29 protein-coding genes are annotated in these 23,899 nt (G+C 41.0%); 9 read left to right on the plus strand and 20 right to left on the minus strand.

The window, feature by feature from the left end:
• Window positions 1–147 precede the first annotated feature (147 nt).
• Together CLV57_RS14835 and CLV57_RS14840 are read left to right on the plus strand one after the other, a co-directional pair.
• Complete coding sequence (locus CLV57_RS14835; protein WP_100342165.1) at window positions 148–828, plus strand: hypothetical protein; 681 nt, start codon at window positions 148–150, stop codon at window positions 826–828.
• Between the two features lie 84 nt (window positions 829–912).
• Window positions 913–1,326 carry a hypothetical protein gene (locus CLV57_RS14840; RefSeq protein ID WP_100342166.1) on the plus strand — a complete coding sequence of 138 codons (414 nt, stop codon included), beginning with the start codon at window positions 913–915 and terminating at the stop codon, window positions 1,324–1,326.
• Window positions 1,327–1,349: 23 nt separating this feature from the next.
• Here the strand turns inward: CLV57_RS14840 and CLV57_RS18560 are convergent, their stop codons facing one another.
• Both CLV57_RS18560 and CLV57_RS14850 read right to left on the minus strand, forming a co-directional pair.
• Window positions 1,350–2,072, minus strand: coding sequence for a hypothetical protein (locus tag CLV57_RS18560; protein ID WP_211290078.1), 723 nt, complete (start codon window positions 2,070–2,072; stop codon window positions 1,350–1,352).
• Between the two features lie 63 nt (window positions 2,073–2,135).
• Window positions 2,136–3,944: a DNA polymerase III subunit gamma/tau gene (locus CLV57_RS14850; protein WP_100342167.1), complete on the minus strand. Its 1,809-nt coding sequence runs from the start codon at window positions 3,942–3,944 to the stop codon at window positions 2,136–2,138.
• A gap of 109 nt (window positions 3,945–4,053) precedes the next feature.
• Here CLV57_RS14850 and CLV57_RS14855 point away from each other — a divergent pair, with 109 nt between their 5' ends.
• Complete coding sequence (locus tag CLV57_RS14855; RefSeq protein ID WP_100342168.1) at window positions 4,054–4,638, plus strand: Uma2 family endonuclease; 585 nt, start codon at window positions 4,054–4,056, stop codon at window positions 4,636–4,638.
• 3 nt (window positions 4,639–4,641) lie between these two features.
• Here CLV57_RS14855 and CLV57_RS14860 read toward each other — a convergent pair whose 3' ends face one another.
• Together CLV57_RS14860 and CLV57_RS14865 are read right to left on the minus strand one after the other, a co-directional pair.
• The gene (locus CLV57_RS14860; RefSeq protein ID WP_100342169.1) at window positions 4,642–4,926 is read right to left on the minus strand and encodes a hypothetical protein; all 285 of its coding nucleotides are present in this window, start codon (window positions 4,924–4,926) and stop codon (window positions 4,642–4,644) included.
• 149 nt (window positions 4,927–5,075) lie between these two features.
• Window positions 5,076–5,681 carry a hypothetical protein gene (locus CLV57_RS14865; RefSeq protein WP_100342170.1) on the minus strand — a complete coding sequence of 202 codons (606 nt, stop codon included), beginning with the start codon at window positions 5,679–5,681 and terminating at the stop codon, window positions 5,076–5,078.
• Window positions 5,682–5,820: 139 nt separating this feature from the next.
• On the opposite strand from CLV57_RS14865, the gene rpsF reads away from it, so the two are divergent.
• From rpsF to rplI, 3 genes are read left to right on the plus strand one after another with little or no spacing between them, the layout of a single operon-like run.
• Entirely contained in the window at window positions 5,821–6,186 is a 366-nt protein-coding gene (gene rpsF, locus CLV57_RS14870; protein WP_100342171.1) for a 30S ribosomal protein S6, read from the plus strand.
• Window positions 6,186–6,446 (plus strand): 30S ribosomal protein S18, encoded by a 261-nt coding sequence (rpsR, locus tag CLV57_RS14875; protein WP_100342172.1) that lies wholly within the window; start codon window positions 6,186–6,188, stop codon window positions 6,444–6,446. Before rpsF ends, rpsR begins: the two co-directional genes overlap by 1 nt.
• 15 nt (window positions 6,447–6,461) lie before the next feature.
• Complete coding sequence (gene rplI, locus CLV57_RS14880; protein WP_100342173.1) at window positions 6,462–6,905, plus strand: 50S ribosomal protein L9; 444 nt, start codon at window positions 6,462–6,464, stop codon at window positions 6,903–6,905.
• A 202-nt stretch (window positions 6,906–7,107) separates the two neighbouring features.
• Here rplI and rodA read toward each other — a convergent pair whose 3' ends face one another.
• The 6 genes from rodA to purH form a co-directional block, all read right to left on the minus strand.
• Window positions 7,108–8,379, minus strand: a complete 1,272-nt coding sequence (gene rodA / locus CLV57_RS14885; protein WP_100342174.1) for a rod shape-determining protein RodA — start codon at window positions 8,377–8,379, stop codon at window positions 7,108–7,110.
• Window positions 8,369–10,336, minus strand: a complete 1,968-nt coding sequence (mrdA, locus tag CLV57_RS14890; RefSeq protein ID WP_100342175.1) for a penicillin-binding protein 2 — start codon at window positions 10,334–10,336, stop codon at window positions 8,369–8,371. Before mrdA ends, rodA begins: the two co-directional genes overlap by 11 nt.
• A complete protein-coding gene (locus CLV57_RS14895) occupies window positions 10,333–10,851 on the minus strand; it encodes a rod shape-determining protein MreD (protein WP_100342176.1) in 519 nt (172 codons plus the stop codon). The genes mrdA and CLV57_RS14895 overlap by 4 nt, the downstream gene beginning before the upstream one ends.
• Entirely contained in the window at window positions 10,844–11,680 is an 837-nt protein-coding gene (mreC, locus tag CLV57_RS14900) for a rod shape-determining protein MreC (protein ID WP_100342177.1), read from the minus strand. The genes CLV57_RS14895 and mreC overlap by 8 nt, the downstream gene beginning before the upstream one ends.
• A gap of 92 nt (window positions 11,681–11,772) precedes the next feature.
• Entirely contained in the window at window positions 11,773–12,795 is a 1,023-nt protein-coding gene (locus CLV57_RS14905; protein WP_100342178.1) for a rod shape-determining protein, read from the minus strand.
• A gap of 135 nt (window positions 12,796–12,930) precedes the next feature.
• On the minus strand, window positions 12,931–14,460 hold the full coding sequence (gene purH, locus CLV57_RS14910) for a bifunctional phosphoribosylaminoimidazolecarboxamide formyltransferase/IMP cyclohydrolase (protein ID WP_100342179.1): 1,530 nt from the start codon (window positions 14,458–14,460) through the stop codon (window positions 12,931–12,933).
• Between the two features lie 169 nt (window positions 14,461–14,629).
• Here purH and CLV57_RS14915 point away from each other — a divergent pair, with 169 nt between their 5' ends.
• Complete coding sequence (locus CLV57_RS14915) at window positions 14,630–15,058, plus strand: hypothetical protein (RefSeq protein WP_100342180.1); 429 nt, start codon at window positions 14,630–14,632, stop codon at window positions 15,056–15,058.
• A 92-nt stretch (window positions 15,059–15,150) separates the two neighbouring features.
• The gene (locus CLV57_RS14920; protein WP_100342181.1) at window positions 15,151–15,507 is read left to right on the plus strand and encodes a hypothetical protein; all 357 of its coding nucleotides are present in this window, start codon (window positions 15,151–15,153) and stop codon (window positions 15,505–15,507) included.
• A 42-nt stretch (window positions 15,508–15,549) separates the two neighbouring features.
• Here CLV57_RS14920 and purN read toward each other — a convergent pair whose 3' ends face one another.
• The 7 genes from purN to CLV57_RS14955 form a co-directional block, all read right to left on the minus strand.
• The gene (gene purN / locus CLV57_RS14925) at window positions 15,550–16,128 is read right to left on the minus strand and encodes a phosphoribosylglycinamide formyltransferase (protein WP_100342864.1); all 579 of its coding nucleotides are present in this window, start codon (window positions 16,126–16,128) and stop codon (window positions 15,550–15,552) included.
• A gap of 56 nt (window positions 16,129–16,184) precedes the next feature.
• Window positions 16,185–16,685 carry a lipocalin family protein gene (locus tag CLV57_RS14930; protein ID WP_100342182.1) on the minus strand — a complete coding sequence of 167 codons (501 nt, stop codon included), beginning with the start codon at window positions 16,683–16,685 and terminating at the stop codon, window positions 16,185–16,187.
• A 102-nt stretch (window positions 16,686–16,787) separates the two neighbouring features.
• Window positions 16,788–17,087 carry a type II toxin-antitoxin system RelE/ParE family toxin gene (locus tag CLV57_RS14935; protein ID WP_100342183.1) on the minus strand — a complete coding sequence of 100 codons (300 nt, stop codon included), beginning with the start codon at window positions 17,085–17,087 and terminating at the stop codon, window positions 16,788–16,790.
• Window positions 17,087–17,317, minus strand: a complete 231-nt coding sequence (locus CLV57_RS14940; RefSeq protein ID WP_100342184.1) for a hypothetical protein — start codon at window positions 17,315–17,317, stop codon at window positions 17,087–17,089. Before CLV57_RS14940 ends, CLV57_RS14935 begins: the two co-directional genes overlap by 1 nt.
• Before the next feature lie 61 nt (window positions 17,318–17,378).
• Complete coding sequence (locus CLV57_RS14945; protein WP_100342185.1) at window positions 17,379–18,101, minus strand: RluA family pseudouridine synthase; 723 nt, start codon at window positions 18,099–18,101, stop codon at window positions 17,379–17,381.
• A gap of 34 nt (window positions 18,102–18,135) precedes the next feature.
• The gene (gene panB, locus CLV57_RS14950; protein WP_100342186.1) at window positions 18,136–18,951 is read right to left on the minus strand and encodes a 3-methyl-2-oxobutanoate hydroxymethyltransferase; all 816 of its coding nucleotides are present in this window, start codon (window positions 18,949–18,951) and stop codon (window positions 18,136–18,138) included.
• Between the two features lie 36 nt (window positions 18,952–18,987).
• On the minus strand, window positions 18,988–19,623 hold the full coding sequence (locus tag CLV57_RS14955; RefSeq protein WP_100342187.1) for a CPBP family intramembrane glutamic endopeptidase: 636 nt from the start codon (window positions 19,621–19,623) through the stop codon (window positions 18,988–18,990).
• 485 nt (window positions 19,624–20,108) lie between these two features.
• Between CLV57_RS14955 and carA the strand changes: the two genes are divergently transcribed.
• Entirely contained in the window at window positions 20,109–21,209 is a 1,101-nt protein-coding gene (gene carA, locus CLV57_RS14970; protein ID WP_100342190.1) for a glutamine-hydrolyzing carbamoyl-phosphate synthase small subunit, read from the plus strand.
• Window positions 21,210–21,283: 74 nt separating this feature from the next.
• Here the strand turns inward: carA and CLV57_RS14975 are convergent, their stop codons facing one another.
• Genes CLV57_RS14975 through CLV57_RS14985 form a run of 3 tightly spaced genes read right to left on the minus strand, consistent with a single transcriptional unit; the run spans window position 21,284 to window position 23,863 of the window.
• The gene (locus CLV57_RS14975; protein WP_100342191.1) at window positions 21,284–22,198 is read right to left on the minus strand and encodes a hypothetical protein; all 915 of its coding nucleotides are present in this window, start codon (window positions 22,196–22,198) and stop codon (window positions 21,284–21,286) included.
• Between the two features lie 31 nt (window positions 22,199–22,229).
• Complete coding sequence (locus CLV57_RS14980; RefSeq protein ID WP_100342192.1) at window positions 22,230–23,414, minus strand: M20 metallopeptidase family protein; 1,185 nt, start codon at window positions 23,412–23,414, stop codon at window positions 22,230–22,232.
• Window positions 23,411–23,863, minus strand: coding sequence for an SPOR domain-containing protein (locus CLV57_RS14985; RefSeq protein WP_100342193.1), 453 nt, complete (start codon window positions 23,861–23,863; stop codon window positions 23,411–23,413). Before CLV57_RS14985 ends, CLV57_RS14980 begins: the two co-directional genes overlap by 4 nt.
• Between the last annotated feature and the right edge of the window lie 36 nt (window positions 23,864–23,899).

The following is a 23,899-nucleotide window of genomic DNA, read 5'->3' on the forward strand; positions in this document are numbered from 1 at the left end:
CGGATTAGCGTACGAATTATATATTTAAACTTACAACCTTTTTAAAACGTTTGATCTTTGGTTATTAACTTTTACCTCTCCTCTATAAATCGCTTCAACTTAAATATGACCCGTTTTTTCGTCAGATCTTTTAGCACTGTAGTTTTAATGAGTTTTATATTGTGCTTTACAGCCAAAGCTCAATTAGGATTTGAATATGCACAATACGACATTGGCTTTGGAGGAGCAGCAAGCCGGGTGGTAGCCAGCGATGCCGAAAAAATTTTAATGTCGCCTACAGGGCATTTTAACTTTAATTATAACGTAAGCCCATACATCAACTATGTTATTGAAGTGCAGGCGGGTGTATTGAAAGGCGGTGGTACCTCAACGCCATCTAAACGCTATTTTGAAAATAAGTTCACCTCAGTAATGTTTAGGGCGCAACTGCAGGCGGGCGAGTTGTTTGATTATTCTGGCAGCGCGCTACTTAACGGTTTAAAAAATTTCTATGTTTCCGGTGGTATCGGCTTTGTGGTTAACAAGCTTGATATTGACACTACTTTACGTGTTCCTGATGATAAGGGTTTTTATAGCCCTGGCCGTAACCATTCCAACCAGCTGCTTATTCCGGCGCGAATAGGTTACGAATTCAAAATTTTTAACAGATATAACCAGCCTTCTGTAAAAATTGATCTGGGTTATCAGCTAAATTATATTTTGGGAGATGACCTTGACGGCTTTGAAACCGGAAGGAGCAAGAATGATGCTTATGACCAGTTTTCTATAGGTGTAAAATTTGCCATTGGAGGTATTACATCTTACAAAAAACAAATATCATATTACTAAGCAACATTTATCATATTCCGGAGGGCACTTGTTGCTTATTTTGGCAAGGTTTTTAATGTATAGTGAACTATAATCGACTAACCTATGAGCACCAACAATCAAAAAAACGAGAACAACGACAGGGATCTTACCCTGAAAAATGACCTTGGCGAAACTATAGACAAGGAACAATTAAGCTTTAATGCTGAAAGTAACAGTTACGAGTTTGACGTAAAAAGCGATGACCCCGATTACGATCATCCGGATCCATATAATACAGCTGCTAAAAACGGTGAAGATTTTAACTCTACCTATGACGAGGCCAATCCTTACGCCGTTGATGAATATATACCTAATGAGAACCTGGAAACAGATGTTGACCAGTTAGGCATGCACATTGATAACAAGGGCAGCATAGTTGACCTTGACCCCATTGATGAGGTTTTAGGACACACTCCTGAAGATGACAGGGATGACCTGGATGAAGAAGGTTATCCAAAAAATGATAGAATCAGGTAGCGTTTACACGCTACCTTTTTTATTTAATTAACCTTGGTAAAGGTTACTTTCCACGACATGGTTATTGTACTCCCTTGAGAGCTAACTGTTAGCGCAGGTTCGGGTGCAAGCCATGTCATTGAAGTAGCTGTCAAATTTGTTACCTGAATTTTTTCGTTTGATGAACGAATCAAAGGGTCGGTGGCAAATTGTATATAAAGTGTACTACCGGTTTTTGACAATGTATACTTGTCTGTAGGATCAGTAAAGCCGTCAATCTCATAAGTTTTATTAGCATCATTGAGCTGCACATTGCTAATAATGGCAGCCATGGCATCTATGCTGCTTTGCGGCGATCCATTTAAGTAATATTCATTGGTTATTTTTGTAACCTTCCACTTGCCGGTTAGCTGAGACTCGTTTATTGTTCCCGTACCAGTGCCGGTTCCTGTTCCAGTGCCGGTACCTGTTCCGGTTCCTGTACCCGTTCCGGTTCCTGTGCCTGTGCCGGTTCCTGTTCCAGTGCCGGTTCCCGTTCCAGTGCCGGTTCCCGTTCCAGTACCGGTTCCTGTACCAGTGCCGGTTCCTGTACCTGTACCAGTGCCGGTTCCTGTACCAGTGCCGGTTCCTGTACCAGTGCCGGTTTTAGGACCGTTATAGGCTACAAAGTCAGGATCGTTAGGATAAATAGGCGGATCTTGCTTACATGAAAACTGCGACATGCAGAAAATTGATGCTGCGAATAAGGAAAGGTATTTAAATTTCATACAACCGGATAATTTGTCGCTAAAATACGGAAAATGAGTTAATTATAGCGAGGAAAAGAAATTTTAGTCAAAATCAAGATTAAACATTCTGCGCAGTTCTGCCAACTGGGGGTTTTTGGCAGCCATATACTGAAATTTTTCCTGACTTGTATACGGGCGCTTAACTACAGTTTGCTCATCAATACGGGCATTCACCTCAATATCATAGTTTTTCAGTTTGGCACGCAGGTAATTAAGCAACCCCGGACGCTCATCGCGCAGCAAATTCTCCTGTACTTTATTACCTACTAACACCTCAAAATTAGTAGCGCCCAGCATTTTTGGTGCGCCTAAGGTAAAAATTGGTAACAAATTCATTTTACCTTCAGCTTTAACCTTAGCCGCATAGTTACTCCATTCGGCTAAAAACTCGTTATAGGTGAAAGATTCTCGGTCTGTCCCTTTTTGGTAAGGATCTTCTTCCTCTTCACCACCGGCATTTAAAGGTGCATCAAGATCTTTCAGCGATGGTATTTTTATTGAAGTGGTACTGGCGTTGGGAATGAAAACCTTTGGCCGCTCTTCTGCCGGCGGCGAAGCAGGCTTTGCCGCCGCGGGCGCCGGAGTTGTTTGAGCGGGCTTTTGTGTTGTGTAAGCAGCAGCACTATCATTTAAAAGAGGCATCTCGTTTTTAGGTGATCCGCTTTCGGTTGATGTTACGTTTGCTGAGGTATCAGGTTTTTTTTTTAATTGCCCGTTATCAGCGGGCATTGGTTGGCTACCTGAGGCTATATTAAACACCGATTGTAAATGACACATTTTTAACAGCGCCAGTTCAACCTGTAAGCGCTGATTCTTACTCAGCTTATAGTTCAGATCGCACTGATTGGCTATACCAAGCGCTGATAAAAGGAATGACACACTTGCCGCCTGTGCCTGTTGCAGGTATTTGGTTTTAATACCCTCGCTAACTTCCAGTAATTTAATAGTTGCGGCATCTTTACTCACCAACAGGTTGCGGAAGTGTTCTGAAAGGCCAGATACAAAGTGCGCACCGTCAAAACCTTTCTGTAGTATCTCATCAAAAAACAGTAGTGTTTTGGCCGTTTCTTCGCTAAGCAGGCTTTCGGTTATATTAAAGTAATAATCGTAATCTAAAATATTAAGGTTATCAATTACCGCCCTGTAAGTAACATTACTGCCCGAGAAGCTAACTATCTGATCAAACATAGAAAGCGCGTCGCGCAAACCGCCATCGGCTTTTTGGGCAATAATATGTAAGCCATCCGGCTCATAGGCAACACTCTCTTTTTTGGCAATACCCTCCAGATGCGCGCTCATATCATCAACCCCTATGCGGTTAAAATCAAATATCTGGCAGCGCGAAAGTATGGTTGGCAGTATTTTATGCTTCTCTGTAGTAGCTAATATAAATATAGCGTAATGAGGTGGTTCTTCAAGCGTTTTCAGGAAAGCATTGAAGGCTGCCTGCGACAGCATGTGCACCTCATCAATAATATATACTTTGTAACGGGCACCTTGCGGTGGTATGCGCACCTGCTCAATTAAACTGCGAATGTCATCAACCGAGTTGTTGGATGCCGCATCCAGTTCATGAATGTTAAACGAATTACCATTTTGAAAAGCGGTGCACAAAGGGCACTCGCCGCAGGCCTCGCCGCTTGGCTGTAAATTGGTGCAGTTAATGGTTTTTGCCAATATACGTGCACATGTGGTTTTGCCCACCCCACGCGGCCCGCAGAATAAAAATGCCTGCGCCAGCTGATTATTTTTAATAGCGTTTTTTAGGGTGTTGGTTATATGTTGCTGACCAACAACGGTATCAAAAGTAGCCGGGCGGTATTTACGTGCCGAAACTATAAAATTATCCACAGCTACTAAGGTAAAAAGAAATCAAGTACTATTAAACAGGTGTTGGTATTTTATTTGGCGGGGTTTGTGCAACATTTTAGTATTTTTGATTGACAACAGAATTTTGGGCATGCAGTTATCAGACTTAGATATCAACAAAACGTACACTTACGCCGACTATTTAAAATGGGCGTTTGATGAGCGTTTAGAATTAATAAAGGGCAAAATTTTTAAGATGAGTCCGGCTCCGGGTTCAATACATCAACGCATTTCCTTACGTTTGTCTCGATGGTTTGGAAACTATCTTGAAGGCAAAAGGTGTGAGGCCTTTTCTGCTCCATTTGATGTACGTTTGCCCCGTTTATCAGGTAACGACAAAGAAGTTATTACCGTTGTTCAACCAGACATCTGCGTAATATGCGACCATTTAAAAATTGACGATAAAGGATGTTTAGGCGCACCAGATATAGTAGTGGAAATACTATCGCCGGGTAACAATAAAAAAGAACTTCAAAATAAGTTTGAAGTTTATGAAGAAGCGGGTGTGCTTGAATACTGGATCATTCACCCGCTTGAAAAAACCTTCATGAAATACACACTCACAGATGGTTTATTTCAACCATCGCGTTTATTAACCATAGGCGACAAAGTTACTACACCCGTGTTGCCTGAGTTTATACTTGATCTGGAGGAGCTTTTTGCAGAAAAGATTTAAGCTTTACTGCAACTCCTCTTCGGGCAGATGATCATCGTCCGGATCGGGATTGGTAATATCGTAAGCGTCATCACTTATGTCCAGATCAGCACCGTAACGTGCCGAGTTCAGATCGTCAAGATCTTCTGCTTCATCATCAAAATCTTCGTCTTCCTCATCTTCCCATTCCTCGTCATCTTCGTCCTCTTCTTCCAATCTGTTATATACTTCCGGTGCCTGGAAATAAATTGAATCGTACATGAAAGCGTTGCTGTTTGCTGACCGGTCTTCAGTGTGTTTAAAGTCCATGGTGGTAATGTTTTCGGGTTAAAAAATCAACATTTTAAAGACAACCGAAACTACCGTAATGTTTTATACTAAATGTTAATTGGGGGTTTTATTTTTATTAACAGAAGTTGGTTTATAAGCACCTATTATAATTACCAGTTGACCTACAGCTATTCAACTCCGGTAATTATTTTAACTTTATAGTATCCTTTAGCTTGAGGCAGATAAACTTCAGCTTCTTTCCATTTAACATTTATTTTTTTACCAACTAATGCGGTAGTAACACCTGTAAATTTCTCAGATCCTGGAAATTGTTCAAACCACAAAAATGAACGTTCTCCTTTACCGGCCTCATTAAGTACAATATAATTAAAGCCTTTTAGTTCTATTCTTTTGAATGTGCCCGCAGTACTACCCATAGATGTGGCATCCGGATCTTGATTCATTCTCATGCTCAATTGTAAAAATGCACTACAATTTTGCGTTAAAAGATTTTTGCCTATTTCTATACCTATGGCTCTCATTCCTTCGCCATCATTAACGTCAACTTTGCGCTCTTCAGCTATTTTCATTAATAGATCGGTGTGCGCACTCATGCAATCTGTAATCGCTTTTGTGCCTTGTTGTTTCCCATTAATTTGCGAAAGGTCCTGTTTGCTGATACATTCACACAAAACATCGTTCATCTGTTGCTCGGTTGGCCCTAACTTACTTACAGTTTGAGCGTGGGCAGCAATACATAATAACGATAGAATACTGATTATGAACTTTTTCATGATATGTGACAACTTATGTTTAAGCCGATTGAAATATAAATAATTAAATGAAAATCATCAATTTGAAAACATTAAATTATTACCTATATTTGCAGCCCCGAATTGTCGGGATAAATAATTAAAAATCAAAGTACAAACAATGCAACAGTACGAAATCGTGATCGTTCTAACCCCGTTGCTTTCAGAAGACATTGCTAAAGAGGCTATTGCCAAATACAGCAAAGTTTTAACTGATGGCGGAGCCGAAATTGTCCAGGAGGATAATTGGGGTTTGAGAAAACTTGCGTACCCTATTCAAAAGAAAACTACAGGGTACTATCACTTAACTGAATTTAAGGCTCCGGGTGAATTAATTAACAAATTGGAGGTTGAGTTAAGACGCGATGAGCGTGTTTTGCGTTTCCTGACAATTGCTTTAGACAAACATGCCGTTGCTTACAACGACAAAAAACGCAGCGGTGCTTTTAACAAAAAACCTGCCGCTAAATTGGAGGAGGCAAACTAATGGCTGATCAAATTAAATACGTTACTGCCCCTAAAGTAGAGGATAACCGTAAAAAATACTGCCGTTTCAAAAAGAACGGTATTAAGTATATTGACTACAAAGACGCTAACTTTTTATTAAAGTTTGTTAACGATCAAGGTAAAGTATTACCTCGCCGTTTAACCGGTACTTCATTAAAATTCCAGCGCAAAGTGGCACAAGCTGTTAAGCGTGCACGCCACATTGGTTTATTACCTTATGTTACAGACTCATTAAAATAATCGGGAGGTAAAGCAATGGAAGTTATTTTAAAACAAGACGTAAAAAACCTGGGCGATAAAGATGATGTAGTTACAGTAAAGGCCGGTTATGGCCGTAACTATCTTTTACCAAAAGGTTTTGCTATACTGGCTACAACAAGCGCCCGTAAAGTTTTAGCTGAAAACCTAAAACAGGCTCAGTTTAAACAAGAGAAAATACGTAAAGATGCTGATGCAATTGCAGCACGTTTGGAAGGTGTAAACCTAACCATTGGTGCAAAAGCAGGCGAAAGCGGCAAAATCTTCGGTGCTATCAACACTATTCAGGTTGCTGATGCATTGAAAAAAGAAGGTTTTGATGTTGACCGTCGTCGTATCACTTTTGATCAGGAACCAAAATTTGTTGGCGAGTATGTTGCCAACATTAACCTGCACAAAGAGGTTAAAGTTCAGGTTCCGTTTACTGTAGTAGCAGAATAATATTGATTTCGGATATCGGATTTTCGATATCGGATTAATAATAAAAAAGCGGTGAGTTTAGGCTCATCGCTTTTTTTGTATATAAAAATTCGGCAGTGTCATTCTATAGAGCAGCACGCACATAACAAGAAGCTTATAATCGGATAGTTAATACCTAAACCCAGGCATTACATCTATTTTTGTATAACACTACCGGGTGTTTTTAAATAATCCCCATACGGTTAGAGTCAAGTTTGATCAACACAAACAGCATAATAGTAAAACTAATGAGTGAGGAACCGCCGTAACTAATAAAGGGCAGAGGAATGCCTATAGAGGGTACTATACCTATGGTCATGCCCACATTAATAAATACGTGAAAGAAGATAACCGATGCAACCCCGTAAGCGTAAATGCGCGAAAACGGCGACCGTTGCCGCTCTGCTATATGAATGATGCGGAGCACCAATAACATATACAAGCCAATTACCACAACCGAGCCTGCAAAACCAAACTCCTCCCCTACTGTACAGAAAATAAAGTCGGTGCTTTGCTCAGGCACAAAGGAATATTTGGTTTGGGTGCCTTCCATATAACCCTTGCCCCACAACTTACCCGAACCTATAGCTATTTTTGACTGGTTAACATTATAGCCTTTCCCGCGCGGGTCATCGGTAATACCTAATACAATGTCAATACGCGATTTTTGGTGCGGCTTTAAAACATGGTCGTAAATAAACTCAACACTGAATACAAAGGCTATGCTTATAATAGCCCCTGCAACCACGGTGATCAGCATTTGGCGGTTGCGCCTGAATAACCACATAATAAAAAGCGCCACAGCTACGAGGGCGCTTATAACCCAAACCATATTGTCCAGCTTGAGCGTAGCCACAAATAGCACAATAAACAGCCCTTCCAGGATTAAAAAGTAGGGGGACAAACCCTCCCGGTATAAAACAAACAGCAGGGAGCTAAACACCAATGTTGAACCGGCATCCGGCTGAAGCATAATGAGAAACATGGGCACGAAAATAATGGCCGCCGCAACTGCAAATGACTTTACTTCGGTTAGTTTGATGTTAACGCCGCTGAGGTATCGTGCCAGTAACAAACAGGTTGCTAACTTGGCAAATTCCGACGGTTGTAAGCGAAAGCCGCCACCCAATGGTATCCATGCCTGGTTACCGCCAACATTACGGCCCACCACCAGTACCGTTATTAGCAACAGCGTGGTTATTACGTAGCCAATAGGCGCCAATGCCGACAAAAACCTACTCTCCAGCAGCAATATAACCACAGCAACTACAGCCGATACGATGAAGAAAACAAACTGCTTGCCATAGTTGGTATCCAGATCAACCAGCCCCGGATGATCAGGATCAAAAACCGCTGAATGGATGCTTAATAAACCAATAGCGCACAAGGCCAGGTATACCAAAACCGTTAACCAGTCAACATTAAAAAAGAAGCTACGCTGGTTGTTATTCGTCATCTTTCCGTTTTATTATGGCGTTAGCGCTAATGTTCTTATTTGCTATGCCGGCAGCAGCCGTTTTAACCGGAGTTATTACTGTTGGCTGCAGTTTTGTACTATCAGTTACCGTTACCTTGGGCTTTGGTTTGGGTTGAGCCAGCAGGTTAGCGTTCATAAAGTAATCAAGCGTTATTCCCGATGGGCGGCGCGAAATTGTATCACGCAAATACTTTTCTACTATAAAGCTGGCAATTGGGGCTGCCCAACGACCACCGTCGCCTGAGTTTTCTACCACAACGGCAATGGCTATTTTAGGATTCTCACGCGGTGCGTAAGCAACAAAAACAGAGTGGTTTGCTCCGCGGTTATTTTGCACTGTACCCGTTTTGCCCACCATGTTAATTCCGGGAATTCTGGAGCCACGCGCCGTACCGTATTCTACCACATTCTGCATTCCGTCAATAACCTGAGCAAAATATTGGGGTTTAACTCCAACCTCATGCCGAACAGTATATTCATGTTTAATAACCGGGTTATTGCCTATTGATTTTACCAGGTGAGGTAAATAGTAAAATCCCTGATTGGCAATTATGCATTCAATATTAGCTAATTGTAGAGGTGTAGACTCTACCTCACCCTGACCAATAGATAATGAGATAACGGTTTTTGAGCGCCACCTACCCACACCGTATCTTTTATCATACTGTTCCGCTTTGAACAATTGGCCTTTGTTTTCGCCTGCCATATCAATATTGAGGCGCTGTGCTAAACCGAAAGCAGTAACTCTTGAACGCCAGTCGGTAAAACTTGCTGCGGTAGCTTTTGCACCTGCTTTATTGATGAGCCGCTCAAACACCATGGCGAAATAGCCGTTGCATGATTGCGCAATGGCGCTACTCAAATTAACAACACCGTGTACGTGTGTACATTTTGGCTTCCCCCTGTTAGGTAAATACGACCCTGTACAGGTGTAAGTGGTATTTTGGTCAATTATCCCTTCCTGCAAAGCTACAAGGGCGCTTAACGGCTTAAATGATGAACCAGGTGAGTAGTTAGCCATTATAGGTCTGATCAAAAATGGCTTATATGGATCTGTTGTTAGCTTTTTATAATTTTTGCCTCGGTCCGGACCGGCAACCATTAAATTAGGATCATAGGTTGGACTGCTTACAAAACAGAGCACCTCGCCGGTAGCAGGTTCTATAGCTACAATGCTGCCTATTTTGTTTTGCATGAGCTTTTCGCCCAGCTTCTGAATACGTATATCCAATGATGACACCACCTTCTCGCCCGGAGTTTCTACAGTATCAAAAGCGCCGTTAGCATATGATCCCTGAGGCACGCCGCGCGAATCAACCATAACGTTTTTAACACCGCGCTGACCGCGTAATATATTCTCATAAGCGCGCTCTACACCGGTAATGCCAATATAATCGCCTGGGCGATAGTAACCTCCGGATTCCTTTATTTTGGTATCAGTAACTTCGCCAATATAACCTAAGAACTGAGCAGCGGTTGAGTCAGGATAGATACGTACAGGGTGTGGCTCAACAAAAAATCCGGGAAACTCAGACATGCGTTCCTGCAGGGAGGCGTAAAGCTCCGGCGATAGTTGCTTACCGAATTTTGAGGGTAAAGCACGCGAGTATTTAATAGCTTTTGTAAATCGCTTATCAAAATCTTCTTTGGTGATATCTAACAAGCGGCAAAACTCAACGGTATCAAAGGGTTTAACCTGCCGGGGAATAACAGAAACGTCATACACCAGTTTATTTTGCACTAATATCTTCTTGTTCCTATCATAAATAGGGCCGCGGGCAGGGTATTGCATAAATTGCCTTATAACGTTGCGGTTGGCAAACTGCAGGTAGCGGTCATCAATAACCTGCATATAAAATAAGCGGGCCAGCAAAATTATGATCAGGGTAATAAACACCCCTGCGATGACATAACGTCGCTGAAAAAAACTGTTCATTTACGTTCTCTTTTCCTGAAAAATAATAGGCCGGTAATCAACATCAAAAATACTGTAAAAATAGTACTGGTAACAACTCTTTGCAGTATAAATAACAGGCTGGAAAAGGTAAAGGCTTCTAATATGAATAGAAAAAAATGGTGAATAACCGTAAGTATTATTGCATAGGTAAAAAACCACCTGAAACCCATAATACTTAACGTTGGCTCAGGCTCGTTATCAAACCCATCCTTCTGTACGGTAATGCTGATAAACATAACGCGAACTAAAGCCAGTACAACACAGGCTGCAGCATGCAGTCCCGGCGTATCATAAAACGCGTCAATTGTTAACCCTAAAATAAATGCCAACGGAAACAACAGCAGGTTTGGCGTTTCAAACGGCAGCAATAAAACAAAAAGGATATATGGATATGGCGTTGATAAATTGTACAGCGTAATGTTTTTTAATAAAAACACCTGTACAAATACCACTACTACAAAACGTATAATGTTATAAATTATCGTCCTACTCATCAACCTTTATCTGGGCCTCCAATCCCGTTTGCTCAACCGCAAATTGGTTAATTATTACATCAACATATTGCAGTTTACTAAAATCAACAGCCAGCGCTACATCCATACTTAAAAATGAGCCTTTAGGGTTTTTAGCTTTTAAATTGATCAGCTTTCCAATGCGTACTCCTGCCGGGAACAAAGAATGCTCTGACGTTACCACCTCCTCACCAATTTTAGGCGTGGCATCGGTTGGAACATCATACAATAAACCAACATGAGGGTTCAAATCTGTACCCCAGCTAAACGAACCCAACTGTTTAGAGTTAGCCAGCATTGCACTTACAGTTGTTTCGTTATGCAGTAATGATTGTACCACCGCATAATGCTTGCTCACCAAAATAACCTTACCAACAGCACCACCACTTGCTATTACACCCATACCCTTTTGCACACCTGCATCAGAGCCTACGTTTATAGTAATGGTATTCCTGCTACGGTTAACCGAATTATTCACCACTTTGGCTGATATAAAACTGTATTGCTGTTTGTATATCGTATCGGTAAAGGTTCCTTTTGATACGGTATCAACATATAACGAGCTTTTTAACTGATTGCGCAAGCGTGCATTCTCTGCAGCCAGGCTATCATTAACGTCCCTTAACGTTAAATAGCCTTTCAGCTCATCAATGCGGGCATAAAGGTTTCCTGTTACCTGATTAGTGCTGTTAATAAAGCTGGCTTTTTGAAAAGAATTGTACTTTATGTAGATAACTATGGAAGCTATCTCAAAAATAACGAAAAGGAAAAATGCGTTGTACTTGCTTATGAAAATTAACAGGTTACGCATGTTATTAGATTTGAGACGTGAGATTTGAGACGTGAGACAAAAGCGAGATTTTATTGATCTCTATACTCATATCTCACATCTCATATCTAAAATTATTGCATTAAAAACTTAAAGTTACCTATGTTTTTCAACGCCGTACCCGTACCCCTAACTACCGCGCGCAGCGGATCTTCGGCTACGTGCACCGGAAGTTTGGTTTTAGCAGATACACGACGGTCTAATCCGCGTAACAATGCACCGCCACCGGTTAAGTAGATACCGGTCTGATAAATATCAGCCGAGAGTTCCGGCGGAGTGATCTCTAAGGCCTTTAATATCGCCTCTTCAATTTTTGAAATTGATTTGTCTAAACAATGCGCAATCTCGGTATATGATACCATGATCTGTTTTGGGACACCTGTCATTAAATCACGGCCTTGTACAGCAAAGTCAGCTGGTGGGTCAGTCAACTCCGGCAGAGCAGAACCAACTTCTATTTTGATCTTCTCTGCAGTACGGTCACCAATCATGATGTTGTGCTGACGACGAATGTATTGAACGATATCTGAGTCGAAGTTATCGCCAGCAACACGTATGGATTGATCGCACACGATACCTGAAAGCGCAATAACCGCTATTTCGGTGGTACCACCACCAATATCAATGATCATGTTACCCATAGGCTCCTCTACGTCAATACCAATACCTACTGCAGCGGCCATTGGCTCATGTATCAGGTAAACCTCTTTAGCCCCTGCTATCTCCGCAGAGTCGCGCACGGCGCGTTTCTCCACCTCCGTAATGCCCGATGGGATACAGATAACCATACGCAATGAAGGGAAAAACCATCCCTTGCCCTGGTTGATCATTTTGATCATGCCGCGTATCATGTGTTCGGCAGCGTTAAAGTCGGCTATTACACCGTCTTTTAGCGGGCGTACAGTACGGATATTATCATGGGTTTTACCTTCCATTTGCATGGCCTGGCGCCCAATGGCAATAACTTTATTGGTAGTGCGGTCAAAAGCTACTATTGATGGCTCATCAACAACAACTTTATCATTATGTATAATGAGGGTATTTGCGGTACCCAGATCTATGGCGATTTCCTGTGTGAAAAAATTAAATAAGCTCATTTTCCGGCTGATTCGAATATTTTAAAATTTCATAAAGTTAGTTGAAATATGTTGATTAGTTAACTCCATAAACAGCCTTTTTATTATAAAAAAATTACAACTATTCACTAATCACCAATCACTGATCACCAACTGCTAATGCTTGAAATGGCGCACACCTGTTGTAACCATAGCTATGTTTTTTTGATTACACATATCTATAGAGTCCTGATCTTTTATGGAGCCACCCGGCTGTAAAACCGCGGTTATTCCGGCTTCAGCAGCCAGTTCAACACAATCCGGGAACGGGAAAAATGCGTCGGAAGCCATAACAGCACCCTTCAGATCAAAGCCAAAGCTATGCGCTTTTATAACAGCCTGCTTTAAAGCATCAACCCTTGATGTTTGCCCAACACCGCTTGACATTAACTGGTTGTTTTTAGCAAATATTATGGTGTTTGATTTGGTATGCTTTACCACCTTATTAGCAAAGAACAGGTCTTTCAATTCCTGCGAAGTTGGCTTAGCATTGGTCACAACGTTCATTTGATCAGGACCTTCAACCGTATTGTCTTTATCTTGTTCAATAACACCGTTTAATAACGTTTTAAACTGCTTTGCAGGTAATTCAACCTGCTGCCTGATCAAAACAATACGGTTCTTTTTAGCGGTTAAGATCTGCACAGCTTCATCAGTATAAGCCGGGGCTATTAATACCTCGTAAAATAACTTATCAATCTCGGTAGCTGTAGCCGCGTCTATCTCATCATTAGCAATGATAACACCACCAAAAGCAGATATCGGATCGCAAGCTAACGCATCTAACCAGGCTTCTTTTATAAACTGACGGCTGGCAATACCGCAGGCGTTAGTGTGCTTTAATATAGCTATGGTTGGTTCGTTAGTGAACTCATCTATCAAAGCAACGGCAGCGTCAACGTCAACCAGGTTATTGTAGGATAGTTCTTTACCGTTCAATTTGGTAAACATGGCATCCAAATTACCATAGAATACACCTTTTTGATGCGGGTTCTCGCCATAACGCAAAACCTGACTTTTTAAAATGCTCTGTTTAAACACAGGCATTGGCTCGTCGCGGTTAAAGTATTGGAATATTGCTGTATCGTAATTTGATGTAATGTTGAATGCTTTTTGCGCAAAGCGTTTACGCTGATCAATAGTAGTTGCACCATTTTGCGTTTTTAGCAAACCATCCAGCTCTACATAATCATCCTTGGAAGCAACTATAACAACGTCTTTAAAGTTTTTAGCTGCCGCGCGGATAAGCGATATACCACCAATATCAATCTTTTCAATAACGTCATCATGTCCCGCACCAGACTCTACCGTTTCTTCAAACGGATAAAGGTCAACAATGACCAGGTCTATTTCAGGAATTTCATATTCAGCAATTTGCTGCTGATCGCCTTCAGAACTACGGCGATTTAAAATACCACCAAAAATTTTAGGATGTAACGTTTTAACCCGTCCACCTAAAATTGATGGATAAGAAGTAAGGTCTTCTACCGCAATTACATCAACACCAAGGCTGCGTATAAACGTTTCGGTTCCACCAGTTGAATAAATATTTACTCCAAGGCGGTTTAATTCCTGAATAATAGGCTCCAGATTATCTTTGTAATAAACTGAAATCAAGGCATTTTTAATGGTAACGGGTTGACTCATTTATATGAAAAATTTTGAGCCGCAAAGGTAGTTATTTTAGCTGATTACTTATTGCTGAATTGATACTTTGATTTAATGAAAAATTAAACCTGTTTGTAGCATTGCAACAAAAGCTCTCGTTTTATTATAGAAACAAACACCAAACCGCCATTTAACCCACATTATTATTATGAAAAAATTACTTACGCTTTCATTGCTCCTATTAACGATCAGCATTACTTCCTGCGAGAAACAAAGCGCCGGAGAGGAAAAGATGACAAAAGGGGTAATTGCCTTAAATAAACAAGATCTGATAGGCCGTTGGAAGGTTACCTCTTATTTTATTTCTGAAGGTGGCCCAGGTAGTTGGAAAAATGCGCCAACTAACCAAACAGTGTACGACGAATTTAAAGCAGACGGCACTTTAGGCGGTAATAGCCTGGCAAACACTTACTCAACTTTTGTTATTAAAGACAATACTACCGTTAGTTTAAAAGAGAAAAATAGCGATGTTGTACAAAATTATAGTTGTAAGATTGAGGGTGATACAATGACACTAACCCCGACAGGCCCAAATATTTGCGTTGAAGGTTGCGCTACTAAGTATATTAAACAATAGCAGTAAAATTTATTTACAGTACTTTTAACCGCAATAAAAATAAAGCTACGATCGTTTGGCTTTATCAATTATACAGTAACAAACAAAAACTTATGAAAAGGATTTTCTACGCGTTTGCAGCTTTCTTATTTATTATATCGGCATGTAAAAAAAACAATGTATCAGACGTTGGTAAGCAATTGCTTATAGGTACCTGGAATCAGGTTGATATATCAACAAAAGTCCCAACAGGTAAATATCTCAAGTTCTCTGAAAGCGGAAACTTAGAGACTACGGTAATTTCAGGTTATAACTCATATGAGGTTAATAGCGGAAGGCTGATATTTAAAGGCAGCAGCGGTACGCTGGTGCATTCTTTTACTGTAGGTTCAGATTCATTGTATATCCAACCGGATGTAATTTGTCAGGATCCAAATGGCTGCGGACAATTATTTGCCCGTCAGAAATAATTTATAACGTACAAAAAAGATGAAGAGCTAAGCCTATCGGGCTTAGCTCTTCATCTTTTTAAGCAAATTTTCAATTACCCTTGGGAAATGCTGATGCTCTAATTGCTGTCCCTTGAACTTTATCATCTCCAGATTATCGGTCGGGTCAATTTTGAAACGCGATTGATGAATGATCTCCCCTTCGTCAAATTCTTCATTAGCAAAATGAATGGTAATGCCTGATTCCTCTTCACCGGCAGCCAAAATTGCTTTGTGTACATTATCGCCATACATGCCCTTACCGCCGTATTTAGGCAACAAGGCAGGGTGCAGGTTAATTATTTTATTAGGAAAAGCTTTGAGTAACGCAGACGGAACCAACCATAAAAAACCCGCCAATACAATCAGATCAACCTGAAGATTTTTCAATATCCTGATCACTTCGTCTGTTTGATAGAACTCGTTACGCGTAAAAACATGCGATGGGATCTCAAAATTATCTGCGCGCTGCAGCACATAGGCCTGCGGATTGTTGGTTAATATCAATACTACCTCAGCATCCGGACTACGCTTAAAATATTCCATTATTTTTTGGGCGTTTGAGCCTGATCCTGAAGCAAAAATGGCTATTCTTTTTTTCAAATTCACGCGATAACTATGGTTGATTATTGTCAAATATAAATTTTTAACACTTTGTTTTATTGCGTTATCACTTTTTGTTTTACAAACCCGTAACGCATTACCGTTCTTTTTTGTGTGTTGGAGTAGTTTTGAATATCGCCGGTTATTAACACCATGGAGTATTGACCAACAGTTAATATCTGCGCGTTGGAAAAAGGCGTTGACTTGCCTGGCCCCAACTTAACAGTATCCTGGCAAACTATATCCGACTTCAAGTACAACTGGTCGGGTGATAATGACCAGCGGCCATTTGAAATTTGAGTTTTACAATGAAAATTAGTATAGTTACAGGTGCCGTCTGCATTAAGTGTAAACAACTGTTTTTCTGGACAATCGGTATTCAGGGTATCATACTTTACAGAATCTCCCTGCGTAACAGTTACCACAACTGTTGTGAGTTCCCACTTACCACTACTGAACAAATTTTGAATAGAAGTTCCTTTATCCTTTTTGCAGGAATTAGTGAGCATACTAAGTAGCAGCAGGCACAAAATAAATATCAGCGGAACGTTTTTCATCAGACGGAGCAAAAATATAAAATCGGAATTTAATGGAGAGTTAATGCATGGTAATAATAACTGTTTTTAGCAATTATTATTTTACCTGAAAAATTAGAAAATTTAGCGTTCAGAGTTCCAGATATCAGGATTACGACTGGTATGTAATACCGCCAAAATGACTATGAGCTTTTTTGCTTGATCGACCGTATAATGCAACATAAACGGGAAGGTATCTAATACGGCGGTTTTCACATCATCGTATCGTGTAGCCGTTGCCAAAGGCTCGGATTTAATAAAGTCGGCTTTTTCCTTTACCTTTAAGGTAAACCGCTTACCCAAACCCGGCTGACGAGAATTATACCAATATGCAGCTTCTTTAATATCCTGTTTAGCAATGGGCAGAATAATGAGTTTATACATTATAATTCCTTATCAATATCTCTCATTGCCTCATCAAAATCCAAACCTTGTTTCGGATTTTCTAAGTACTTTTCGTAGCGATCTCTTACAATTTTGATATGCCAGTCGGGTACATTGATCTCCTCTTGCTCAATACCTTTAAACTTGCTTTTGAGTTCGTTCCACTCCTGGATGGGAATATAGACCCCTGTAGTTTCTCCGTTGTTATCTGAAATGTATTGCAAATTCATAGCCTGATTAAAACATCACTCAATCAAAAATAACAATAATAATTAAGCTTTGATTGAACTTCTACCCTATCATCCCTTCAAACTTTTCCCAAAAACCATCTTTAGGTACAGGAGCAGTTATCAGTATAGGTTCACTCTTAACGGGGTGGATGAATTGCAGGCGCCGGGCGTGCAGGCAAATACTTTTACGCAAACTTCCACGCGGATATCCATATTTGTTATCACCAACTATGGGACAACCTAATGTAGATAATTGCACTCGTATTTGGTGCGGACGGCCGGTTATTGGGTCAACTTCAATCAGGTAGTAGCCATCCAATTCGCCAACCAGTTTATAATGCAACTCAGCGCGTTGGCTTCCTTTCACTTCCTTATCATGCGCTTTGGTAACATTTTTCTGCGGATTTTTCTGCAACCAATGTACCAATGTGCCACTTTCCGGAAACGGACGTTTGCGAACAACGGCGTAATAAGTTTTATGCATTTCGCGCGCCTTGAACATATTATTTATCCGCTCTAACGCTTTGCTGGTTTTAGCAAATAAGATAACACCACTAACAGGCCTGTCTAACCTATGCACCACACCCAAAAAAGCGCCGTTAGGCTTGTTATATTTTTGGGCGATGTATTTTTTTACCTTTTCATCCAGCGGCTCATCGCCGGTATCATCAACCTGCACAATATCGCCCGCGCGTTTGTTGATAGCTATGAGGTGATTATCCTCATACAACACATCAGCGTTAGTTATTTCTTTCGGAATGTATTTAATTTCTGTTCGTGCCATAATGTTCAGCTCCCCCTTTAGGGGGTTGGGGGGCTCAGTACTGTTCCTTCTCGTTAGGGAAACTACCTCCTTTTACATCGTTAACGTAATTTTGAATGGCTTTGTTCATATCGTCATACAAATTAGCGTATTGACGCAAAAATCTCGGTTTAAAACCTTTGTTCAAACCCAGCATATCATGAATAACCAAAACCTGTCCGTCGCAATACTGGCCTGCACCTATACCGATTGTAGGGATATTCAAACTTTCAGAAACTTCTTTACCCAAAGCAGCCGGTATTTTCTCTATCACTATACCAAAACAACCTAACTCCTGCAGCTTTAAAGCATCCTCTTTTAGCTTACTCGCTTCTGCTTCTTCTTTTGCACGTACCGTATAGGTACCAAATTTATAGATGGATTGCGGCGTTAAACCCAAATGGCCCATAACGGGTATACCGGCTGTTAGTATGCGGCTAACAGACTCGGCAATTTCCACGCCACCCTCCAGTTTAACCGCATGCGCGCCACTCTCTTTCATAATGCGGATAGCAGAGTTTAAAGCCTCTTTTGAGTTACCCTGATAGGTACCAAAAGGCAGATCAACAACTATCAAAGCCCGCTTGGCAGCACGTACTACCGATGAGGCGTGATAGATCATCTGATCTAACGTTATAGGCAGCGTAGTTTCATGTCCGGCCATAACATTAGAGGCTGAATCGCCCACCAGAATAACATCTGTTCCGGCGGCATCAACAATGGTAGCCATGGTGTAATCATAAGCGGTAAGCATACTTATCTTTTCGCCACGGCCTTTCATATCCTGAAGCGTATGGGTGGTTACCCTTTTAATTTCTTTGTTTACCGACATTTTGATCAGTTTGAGTGGGCAAATGTAGGGATTATTTTATTTCGGATTTTTCGCAAGTATTTGTTTTTTACGGTGCTCAAGAGGGCTGCGCCGTTTCGGATGTTCGATTTCGGAATTATTGAAGTGTCGTTTACCTAAAATAATTACATACAATACAACGGAAGTAACCAACGCGCTAATAACTGATGTTAACAGCCCCACAGCATAATTAACTGGCCAATTTCCGTCTAAAACCAATTTATAAACAGAATTGCTACCACCGTCTAACCCGGTTATAAGATGCAGAAGTATATTTGCGGTTGCATGCGCAAATATAGCCGCCCATAACGACCGGGTAAGTACAAATGATAACCCAAACACAAATGAAAATAGCGTAGTGCTTACTATCATACTTAAGCCGCCTGCTATATGATACAATCCAAATGGAAGTGCCATTATCAATAAGCCTATGCGCCAACCCAACAATCTGGCAAAAACCACCAATAAAAACCCTCTAAACATTAGCTCCTCTAAAACAGCACCCAGCAAAAAAGAATAACTTTCTTCTAAAACGTAAGCTACATTTATCGGTTGATATACAAACCGGTAAGGAACCATCATATAAAGCACAAATGCTAAAATAATCAGGCTTGCTACACCGATAGCAATGCCGATAAATATAATTTTATACATGTGCTTTGATAAACAAGCCCCAGAGCAGCAGTCAGTATGTTATTCCGTTTTAATAAATTAAAGGTAACGTAAAGCAAAAGTGCGTCGGCAATTATTATCAGTGATGTACGGATCCAAAAATTGCTTGCAAAACCTCCGGGAATCATGTGTGGAGCAATGTTAATTGCCCATGCTATAAATATTGCAAACACGAATATCAACAATGAAGGAGCATGCAATTTAAAGGAACGCTGCTTTTGTAAATAGGCATGGTTGTTTGTTTGTGACATAACTCAGAAGGGGCAATTGTTATATGGACTAAGTTATAACAAATAGCAACGAATTTGCGATGTGGAAAAAATCCGAAATCGAAATTCCGAATTCCGAAATTAATAATTACTTTTGCGGCGTGAACCAGGGACTCAACAACACCGTTTTCCCATCCTATTTTCACGGCGCAGCGCACCGCATAAGCCGCTTTTTTAATCCTTTTATTTATTTAAAGAATGACTTATTTCACCAAATTACCGGCCGTATTATTACTGGCTGACGGTACTGTTTTTCATGGAAAAGCCGCAGGCAAAATTGGTACAACCGCCGGCGAAATATGTTTTAATACCGGCATGACCGGCTATCAGGAAGTATTTACAGATCCTTCGTACTTTGGCCAGATCATGGTAACTACCAATGCCCACATTGGTAACTATGGCATAAGCAATGAAGAGACCGAATCAGGCAATATTCAAATTGCCGGCTTGGTATGTAAAAACTACAACATTGCTTACAGCCGCAAACAGGCTAACGAGTCAATTCAGGATTATTTTCAGGAAGAAAATATTGTTGGCATATCTGATGTAGATACCCGCCAGTTGGTTCGCCACATCCGCGACAAGGGCGCTATGAATGCTATCATTTCTTCAGAGATCTTAGACATTGAAGAACTAAAAGCTAAACTTGCCGAAGTACCTTCAATGGACGGTTTGGAGTTATCATCAAAAGTAAGTACCAAAGAAACTTATACCATTGGCAACGAGAGCGCACCTTACCGTGTAGCGGTGCTTGATCTGGGTGTTAAAAAGAACATTCTGCGCAATTTTGACAGTCGCGAGGTTTATGCTAAAGTATATCCGGCTAAAACCACCTTCGCCGAAATGGAAAAAGATTTCGCGCCAAACGGTTACTTTATATCAAATGGCCCCGGCGATCCGGCCGCTATGCCTTACGCGGTTGATACTGTAAAAGAAATTCTGGATGCTGATAAACCTATGTTCGGTATTTGCTTAGGTCACCAGTTGCTGGCTTTGGCTAACGGTATTCCAACCAAAAAAATGTTTAACGGTCACCGTGGTTTAAATCACCCGGTAAAAAATATCATTATCAACCACTGCGAGGTAACCTCACAAAACCATGGTTTTGGTGTAGTGCCGGAAGCGGTTAGAGCAAGCGACAAGGTGGAGATCACCCACGTTAACCTGAACGACGATTCAATTGAAGGTATACGTGTAAAAGGTAAAAAAGCCTTCTCGGTGCAATATCACCCCGAATCATCACCAGGCCCGCACGATAGCCGCTACCTGTTTGACGATTTTGTTAAACTGATGAAGTAATTAAGAACTCTTAATAATAAAAGCCGTCACTGTAATAGTGATGGCTTTTTTTTGTACCCCATTGGATATCAACTTTATTGATACTCTTTTTGCGTGATCAAAAAACTGGCCTTTTCCTCTTTATGTAAAAGCACATCCCAATTACCCTGATAGCTTATCTTGGCAGGTAGAAGTTTATCGCGAAAAGGCACCAGCTCAATATTCATCTTCACATCAAAATCAAATAGCATATTGTGGTATTTCATATCCACATAGCGGCCTAAAATTTTAAAATCCCGTACATCAAATATGGTGGTTAGCTCGTTGATCATTACATCACCCTCAGCCGTACTTGGCTTGCGGATAACTTTAAATCGATATACAGGAATAGAATCCAGATAAGTACCACGCGCAAACTCATACAGATAATATTGCCGCATATCCTTGCCAAATATTTCCGTTTTTTTGCTTAAAAACGGAATACCGGTAATTTTGCGACCGGGTTGGAAAATAAGGGTTTTGAGTTTGTCTTTATAAGAAGCGTTCTTGCCTTCGGCAGGTAAGGATTCCCGCTCTGAAAAATCTGACTTATACGCATTATTAAAAATGTAATCGAACATCTCCACTGTGTACAGATCATACTTACCGTTCTTTTTGTAAAGCTTGCCCTTATCGTATTTTTCGAGATACTCCACTTTGGCTTTGTTGCCTGTGATGGTACGGCGCACCTTTCGGTAGATCTCCCCCTCGGGTTTGTTCTTTTTGTCGTAAGTAAAGATATGATTTTCGGCGATAAAGCTATAGCGCTTCATGTCGCGAAAGGCTTTGTAAAAGCCGGTATCAGCAACAACCGCGTCAATAAAATCCTGCTCTGTAAGTTTATGCGACCGGATATTTACAATAGCCGTATCAATCACTATAGAAAGCGTAGTATCCGGATTCTGTTGCGCTTTTAAGCCGAAAGCATACAGACTAAGGCTGAAAGCCAAAAGAACTTTTTTATAGTCCATGGACCATAGACTATGGACCATGGACCTCATATTAATTTCCTAATTGCTTTACAGCCAGATAAGCCATTAAACCAACACTGGTTTCCAGGGCTGTTTCCTCAATATCAAATGTCGGGGTATGTACTGATGAGGTAATGCCGCGGCTTTCGTTACGTGTACCTAAGCGATAGAAACACGAATCGGCCACCTGAGAGTAATAGGCGAAATCTTCGGCAGCCATCCATATATCAAGATCGAGCACATTTTCTTTGCCTAAATAGTCTTCCGCAAAACCGCGTACGTTGTTGGTCAATACGGGTTCGTTAATTAAGTATGGGTAACCTTTCACAATATTAAAATCAACGGCACCACCCATGCTTTCAACCAGGCCCTCAGCCATTTTCTTCATTTTCTGGTGTGCCTCAGCACGCCATTCTTCATCCATGGTACGGAAGGTGCCTTCCAGGTAAACCTCATTAGGAATTACATTGGTAGCGCCGTTAGCTATCACCTTTCCGAAGGATAACACACATGGACTTTTAGGGTCAGAAAAACGGCTTACAATCTGCTGCAGGGCAGTCAGCATATGCGCTGTGATGATAACAGGATCAATGTTTTGCTGCGGTTGCGCACCGTGACCGCCTTTACCTTTTACGGTAACATACAATTCATCAGTAGATGCCATATATTTACCTGCACGGAAACCCACCTTACCGGCATCTATCAAGGGCATAACATGCTGACCTATCACCGCCGAAGGTTTTGGATTTTCTAAAACGCCTTCTTTTATCATCAGGCTGGCACCCCCGGGCAATTTCTCTTCGGCAGGTTGAAATATCAATTTTATAGTGCCGCCAAACTGGCTTTTGACTTGGGTTAAAATAGTGGCTACTCCTAATAATGATGAAGTGTGCACATCATGACCGCAAGCGTGCATCACACCCACATTCTGCGATTTGTAGGGCACATCATTGGCCTCGGTAATAGGCAATGCATCCATATCGGCACGCAGGGCAATTACCTTATCAGATGGCAGATCACCTTTTAGCAAACCAACCAAACCGTTATCAGCCATACGCTCATAGCTAATGCCTAAAATATCTAAATGGCGGGCCACAAAGGCTGAGGTTTCCACCTCATGAAAAGAAAGTTCGGGGTGACTGTGCAAATGGCGACGGTTAGCCAGTACGTCATCAAAAATATCTTTAGCTAATTGTTGTATCTGCTCTTTCATTATTTTACCTCTGATTTAGGTGGATTTATAGTTGCCCTCATGATGATGAGCCCGCTGTATCTGCCTTTCATATCCTGTACTTGCTTTTCAGCTTCTAAACGTGATCTAAAATCTCCAACATGCAGCTTAAAGTCAGGCATTCTGTAGGAAATGTAGGTACGTATGGCTGGATATTCTGACTGAAAACGCGCCTGTATATTATATGCCTCTTTACGATTGGAGCCACTATAAATTTGGATGCGATACCCCTGCGATGAAAACTTAATTGTACCGCCCTTAATACTTTTCAAGGAATTTCTGCGTGCAATCAGGCTGTCTATACGGGGATCTTTAAATTCCTTAACAGTGCCACGGGTTTGCGCGATGCTAAACGCAGGCATAAAAACGCATGTAAATAAAAAGCATCTGAATATAAGGCTAAAACTTGCTTTACAACCAGATGCTTTATTCATTATTGTTAATTTTTATCACTGCGAGACACCTCGCAA

It is taken from the genome of Mucilaginibacter auburnensis (assembly GCF_002797815.1).
Lineage (GTDB): Bacteria > Bacteroidota > Bacteroidia > Sphingobacteriales > Sphingobacteriaceae > Mucilaginibacter > Mucilaginibacter auburnensis.

Coding starts and splice junctions, on each gene's coding strand:
- CLV57_RS14940 (WP_100342184.1), bottom strand. CDS start 17,317: ATGAATTTGCAATACATTTCAGATAACAACGGAGAAACTACAGGGGTC.
- CLV57_RS14860 (WP_100342169.1), bottom strand. CDS start 4,926: ATGGACTTTAAACACACTGAAGACCGGTCAGCAAACAGCAACGCTTTC.
- carA (WP_100342190.1), top strand. CDS start 20,109: ATGACTTATTTCACCAAATTACCGGCCGTATTATTACTGGCTGACGGT.
- panB (WP_100342186.1), bottom strand. CDS start 18,951: ATGTCGGTAAACAAAGAAATTAAAAGGGTAACCACCCATACGCTTCAG.
- rplI (WP_100342173.1), top strand. CDS start 6,462: ATGGAAGTTATTTTAAAACAAGACGTAAAAAACCTGGGCGATAAAGAT.
- CLV57_RS14915 (WP_100342180.1), top strand. CDS start 14,630: ATGAAAAAATTACTTACGCTTTCATTGCTCCTATTAACGATCAGCATT.
- CLV57_RS14840 (WP_100342166.1), top strand. CDS start 913: ATGAGCACCAACAATCAAAAAAACGAGAACAACGACAGGGATCTTACC.
- CLV57_RS14930 (WP_100342182.1), bottom strand. CDS start 16,685: ATGAAAAACGTTCCGCTGATATTTATTTTGTGCCTGCTGCTACTTAGT.
- mreC (WP_100342177.1), bottom strand. CDS start 11,680: ATGCGTAACCTGTTAATTTTCATAAGCAAGTACAACGCATTTTTCCTT.
- CLV57_RS14865 (WP_100342170.1), bottom strand. CDS start 5,681: ATGAAAAAGTTCATAATCAGTATTCTATCGTTATTATGTATTGCTGCC.
- CLV57_RS14835 (WP_100342165.1), top strand. CDS start 148: ATGAGTTTTATATTGTGCTTTACAGCCAAAGCTCAATTAGGATTTGAA.
- CLV57_RS14895 (WP_100342176.1), bottom strand. CDS start 10,851: ATGAGTAGGACGATAATTTATAACATTATACGTTTTGTAGTAGTGGTA.
- CLV57_RS14945 (WP_100342185.1), bottom strand. CDS start 18,101: ATGGCACGAACAGAAATTAAATACATTCCGAAAGAAATAACTAACGCT.
- CLV57_RS14955 (WP_100342187.1), bottom strand. CDS start 19,623: ATGTATAAAATTATATTTATCGGCATTGCTATCGGTGTAGCAAGCCTG.
- purH (WP_100342179.1), bottom strand. CDS start 14,460: ATGAGTCAACCCGTTACCATTAAAAATGCCTTGATTTCAGTTTATTAC.
- CLV57_RS14905 (WP_100342178.1), bottom strand. CDS start 12,795: ATGAGCTTATTTAATTTTTTCACACAGGAAATCGCCATAGATCTGGGT.
- CLV57_RS14975 (WP_100342191.1), bottom strand. CDS start 22,198: ATGGACTATAAAAAAGTTCTTTTGGCTTTCAGCCTTAGTCTGTATGCT.
- rodA (WP_100342174.1), bottom strand. CDS start 8,379: ATGACGAATAACAACCAGCGTAGCTTCTTTTTTAATGTTGACTGGTTA.
- rpsF (WP_100342171.1), top strand. CDS start 5,821: ATGCAACAGTACGAAATCGTGATCGTTCTAACCCCGTTGCTTTCAGAA.
- CLV57_RS14855 (WP_100342168.1), top strand. CDS start 4,054: ATGCAGTTATCAGACTTAGATATCAACAAAACGTACACTTACGCCGAC.
- CLV57_RS18560 (WP_211290078.1), bottom strand. CDS start 2,072: ATGAAATTTAAATACCTTTCCTTATTCGCAGCATCAATTTTCTGCATG.
- rpsR (WP_100342172.1), top strand. CDS start 6,186: ATGGCTGATCAAATTAAATACGTTACTGCCCCTAAAGTAGAGGATAAC.
- mrdA (WP_100342175.1), bottom strand. CDS start 10,336: ATGAACAGTTTTTTTCAGCGACGTTATGTCATCGCAGGGGTGTTTATT.
- CLV57_RS14985 (WP_100342193.1), bottom strand. CDS start 23,863: ATGAATAAAGCATCTGGTTGTAAAGCAAGTTTTAGCCTTATATTCAGA.
- CLV57_RS14920 (WP_100342181.1), top strand. CDS start 15,151: ATGAAAAGGATTTTCTACGCGTTTGCAGCTTTCTTATTTATTATATCG.
- CLV57_RS14935 (WP_100342183.1), bottom strand. CDS start 17,087: ATGTATAAACTCATTATTCTGCCCATTGCTAAACAGGATATTAAAGAA.